This window comes from Micromonospora sp. 4G55, assembly GCF_016803375.1.
On record NZ_JAEVHN010000599.1, the window covers coordinates 1 to 3,712 of the forward strand.

Genomic DNA, 3,712 nt, shown 5'->3' on the forward strand with positions numbered 1-3,712 from the left:
GCCGCAGCCCGAGGCAGAGCAGCATGTCGTCGCGGTAGCCGGGCGGGGCGACCGGCAGCGCGAGGGCGGCGGCGAAGGCGGCCCGCCGGGACACCACCCGGACGTTCGGGTTGGCCAGCCGCAGCACCGAGGGGCAGAGCCGGGCCAGGTCGGCGGCGGCCAGGCGTACCCCGAGATGGTCGTCGGTGGCGCGGGTGCCGGCCACCTTGCCCAGCGTGGCCACCAGCTCCTCCAGCCGGGGCTCGTCGGCGGGTTGGCAGAGCACCGGCAGGTCGATCCGGGGGCGCCAGCCCTCCTCCGCCCAGAGCAGCCGGACCGGCGCGGTGACCGGGAGACCGAAGGCCCAGTCGGCCGGCTCGCCGAGCCGGTCCACCCAGGAGCGGACGTCGCGGGCGGCCACCGACACGTGCACCAGTCGGCCGTCCACCTCGACCAGGTACGCCTGCCGCGCGGCGTACGGGGTGCGGTCGGTGGACCGGCCCGTCGTGCCCGGGGCGGGCGGGGCGGGCCGGTCGTCGTCGGCGACGAGCACGTCGAGGTCCACGTCGCTGTGTGCGGTGGCGGCCCGTCGAGCGTGGCTGCCGCGCAGCAGGATCCCGACGACGGGGCGTTCGGCGCCCTCGCGCAGCCGGGTCGCCCAGTCGTCGAAGAAGGTGCCCGCCAACAACGGAGCGTGATCCACCGCGCCATCGTGCCGTGCGCCCCATCGGGCCGCAATGCCCGATGACGGACACGGTGTCCGATGACGGACACCGTGTCCGATCAGGGGGCTAGTGCCCCACCGTCCGCATCGATGCCTCGGGATACCTTTCGCCGGCCACCGCGCCGGCGGGAACCGCCGCGCCCAGCCGGTCCCGCTGCTCCGGGGTGAGCCGAATGTCCGCCGCCGCGGCGTTCTCCTCCAGGTAGCGGACCCGTTTGGTGCCGGGGATCGGCAGGATGTCCTCGCCCTGGGCCAGCAGCCAGGCCAGCGCGGCCTGGGCCGGGGTGCAGCCGATCTCCTCGGCCAGCGCGCGCACCGCCGCGACCAACCGCAGGTTGGCGTCGAGGTTGCCCTCGGCGAAGCGCGGCACGCCGGCCCGCCAGTCGTCGGCGGCGAGCTGGTCGCGACCGCTGATCGCCCCGGTGAGCAGCCCCCGCCCGACCGGGGAGTACGCCACCAGCGCCACCCCCAGCTCCCGGCAGGTGTCCAGCATCTCCCCCTCGACGTCCCGGGTGAACAGCGAGTACTCCATCTGGACCGCGGTGACCGGGTGCACCGCGTGCGCCGCCCGCAGCGTCGCCGGGCTGACCTCGCTGAGCCCGATCAGGCGGACCTTGCCGGCCTCGACCAGCTCGGCCAGCGCGCCGACGGTCTCCTCGATCGGGGTGCGCGGGTCGCGCCGGTGCAGGTAGTAGAGGTCGATGGTCTCGACCCCGAGCCGGGCCAGCGAGGCGTCGCAGGCCTCGCGGGCCCAGGCGGCGCTGCTGTCCACGTACGCGCCGGGGGTGCCGGTGCCGCCGAAGCTGTCGCCGCCGGTGCGGTTGCCGAACTTGGTGGCCAGGAAGACCTCGTCGCGGCGGGCCCGCACCACCGGGGAGAGCAGCCGCTCGTTCGCGCCGGCGCCGTACATGTCGGCGGTGTCCAGGTGGTTGACGCCCAGGTCCAGGGCCCGGTGCAGGGTACGGGTGGACTCCGCGTCGTCGCGACCGCCGTAGGCGAAGCTCATCCCCATGCAGCCCAGCCCGATGGCCGAGACCTCGGGGCCGGTGGCCCCCATCCGGCGGCGGATCATCGGCCCTCCTCGGCTCGGCGGTAAAGGTCGATCTTGTAGTTGAGCACCTTCAGGTCCTCCTCCAGTTCGGCCATCCGGGCCAGCACCCGGGTTCGGTGCGCCTCGAACAGCGCCCGCCGGGCACCGAGCGTGCGATCGCCCTGGCGGGCCAGTTCGGCGTACCGGCGCATGTCGCGCACCGGCATCCCGGTGCGGCGCAGCCGGGTGAGCAGGAGCAGCCAGTCCAGGTCGGACTCGGTGTAGCGGCGGCGTCCCGCCGAGTCCCGACCGACCGGGGCGACGAGCCCCTCCTGCTCGTACCAGCGCAGCGTGTAAGTGGTCAGTCCGACCCGGGCCGCCGCCTCGCCCACGGAGAGGGCCGGTTCCTGTGTGCTGATGTCCACGCCACCCAGGCTTCCAGTTCGAGCGCACTCGAAGTCAACCGTTGCGCCCGCACGGGTATCTCATCTAGCGTTGAGTTCAACAGTTGATGAGTTTTGGAGGTGGGCGGTGGAGGACGCGATCACGGTCCGCGGCCTGGTCGTCGACCGGGGCCGGCGGAGGGTGCTGCACGGCATCGACTGCACCGTCCCCCGGGGCTCGGTGACCGGGCTGCTCGGGCCCAGCGGCAGTGGCAAGACCACCCTGATGCGGGCGGTGGTGGGGGTCCAGGTGATCGACTCGGGCACGGTCACCGTGCTGGGCCGGCCGGCCGGCTCGGCCGACCTGCGCCACCGGGTCGGCTACCTGACCCAGGCGCCCAGCGTCTACGCCGACCTGACGGTCCGGGAGAACGCCCGCTACTTCGCGGCGCTGCAGGGCCGGCACGCGGCCGACGCCGACCGGGCGGTGGCCGACGTCGGGCTGGCCGACGCGGCCACCCAGCTGGTCGGCACCCTCTCCGGCGGGCAGCGCAGCCGGGCCTCGCTGGCCTGCGCCCTGGTCGGCGACCCCGAGCTGGTCATCCTCGACGAGCCGACGGTCGGCCAGGACCCGGTGCTGCGGGCCGACCTGTGGGCCCGGTTCCACGAGATGGCGGCGGCCGGCACGACGCTGCTGGTGTCCAGCCACGTGATGGACGAGGCGGCCCGCTGCGACCGGCTGCTGCTGATCCGGGAGGGCCGGCTGGTCGCCGACGACACTCCCGACGCGATCCGGGAGCGCACCGGGGTCGACGACCTGGAGGAGTCGTTCCTGCGGTTGATCCGGTCGAGCGAGGCGGGCCAACGTCCCGTCGGCAAGGAGGCGTGAGCGATGAGTGCGAGGATTCTGGCCGTCACCATCGGGCGCATCCTGCGCCAGCTGCGGCACGACAAGCGCACGGTGGCGCTGCTGGTGGTGGTGCCGACGGTGCTGCTGACCCTGGTCTACTACATGTACGCCGACCAGCCCACCGCCCCCGGACAGCCGTCGACCTTCGACCGGATCGCCCTGATCATGCTGGGCTTCTTCCCGTTCATCGTGATGTTCCTGGTGACCAGCATCGCGATGCTGCGTGAGCGCACCACCGGCACGCTGGAACGGCTGCTCACCACGCCGCTGCACAAGCTCGACCTGCTCTTCGGCTACGGCATCGCGTTCGGGCTGGCCGGCGCGGTGCAGGCGGCCATCGCCGCGGGCGTGGCGTACTGGCTGCTCGGGATGGAGACCGCCGGCAGCGCCGGGCTGGTCATCCTGGTCGCGGCGCTGAACGCCGTGCTGGCCGTGGCACTCGGGCTGTTCTGCAGCGCCTTCGCCCGCACCGAGTTCCAGGCGGTCCAGTTCATGCCGGTCGTGGTCGCCCCGCAGCTGCTGCTCTGCGGGCTGTTCGTGCCGCGCGGCCAGATGGCCGGCTGGCTCCAGGCGGTCAGCGACGCGCTCCCCCTGTCGTACGCGGTCGAGGCCCTGCAGGAGGTCGGCGCGCACGCCGAGCCGACCGGCACCATGTGGCGGGACGTGGCGATCGTCGCCGGCGCGGC

Annotated in this window: 4 protein-coding genes and 1 pseudogene; 2 read left to right on the top strand and 3 right to left on the bottom strand. The window is 73.8% G+C overall.

From position 1 onward, the window contains the following. From JNW89_RS30670 to JNW89_RS30680, 3 genes and pseudogenes are all read right to left on the bottom strand, one after another. Nucleotides 1-682: pseudogene (locus tag JNW89_RS30670) on the bottom strand (phosphoribosyl-AMP cyclohydrolase); the annotation flags it as partial. Nucleotides 683-770: 88 nt separating this feature from the next. Further along, complete coding sequence (locus JNW89_RS30675; RefSeq protein WP_238451730.1) at nt 771-1,775, bottom strand: aldo/keto reductase; 1,005 nt, start codon at nt 1,773-1,775, stop codon at nt 771-773. After that, nucleotides 1,772-2,158 (bottom strand): MerR family transcriptional regulator, encoded by a 387-nt coding sequence (locus JNW89_RS30680; RefSeq protein ID WP_238451731.1) that lies wholly within the window; start codon nt 2,156-2,158, stop codon nt 1,772-1,774. The genes JNW89_RS30675 and JNW89_RS30680 overlap by 4 nt, the downstream gene beginning before the upstream one ends. Nucleotides 2,159-2,264: 106 nt before the next feature. Here JNW89_RS30680 and JNW89_RS30685 point away from each other — a divergent pair, with 106 nt between their 5' ends. Continuing rightward, nucleotides 2,265-3,005, top strand: coding sequence for an ABC transporter ATP-binding protein (locus JNW89_RS30685; RefSeq protein WP_238451732.1), 741 nt, complete (start codon nt 2,265-2,267; stop codon nt 3,003-3,005). A gap of 3 nt (nt 3,006-3,008) precedes the next feature. After that, the coding region (locus JNW89_RS30690) for an ABC transporter permease (protein ID WP_238451733.1) at nt 3,009-3,712 on the top strand (704 nt) is incomplete at its 3' end.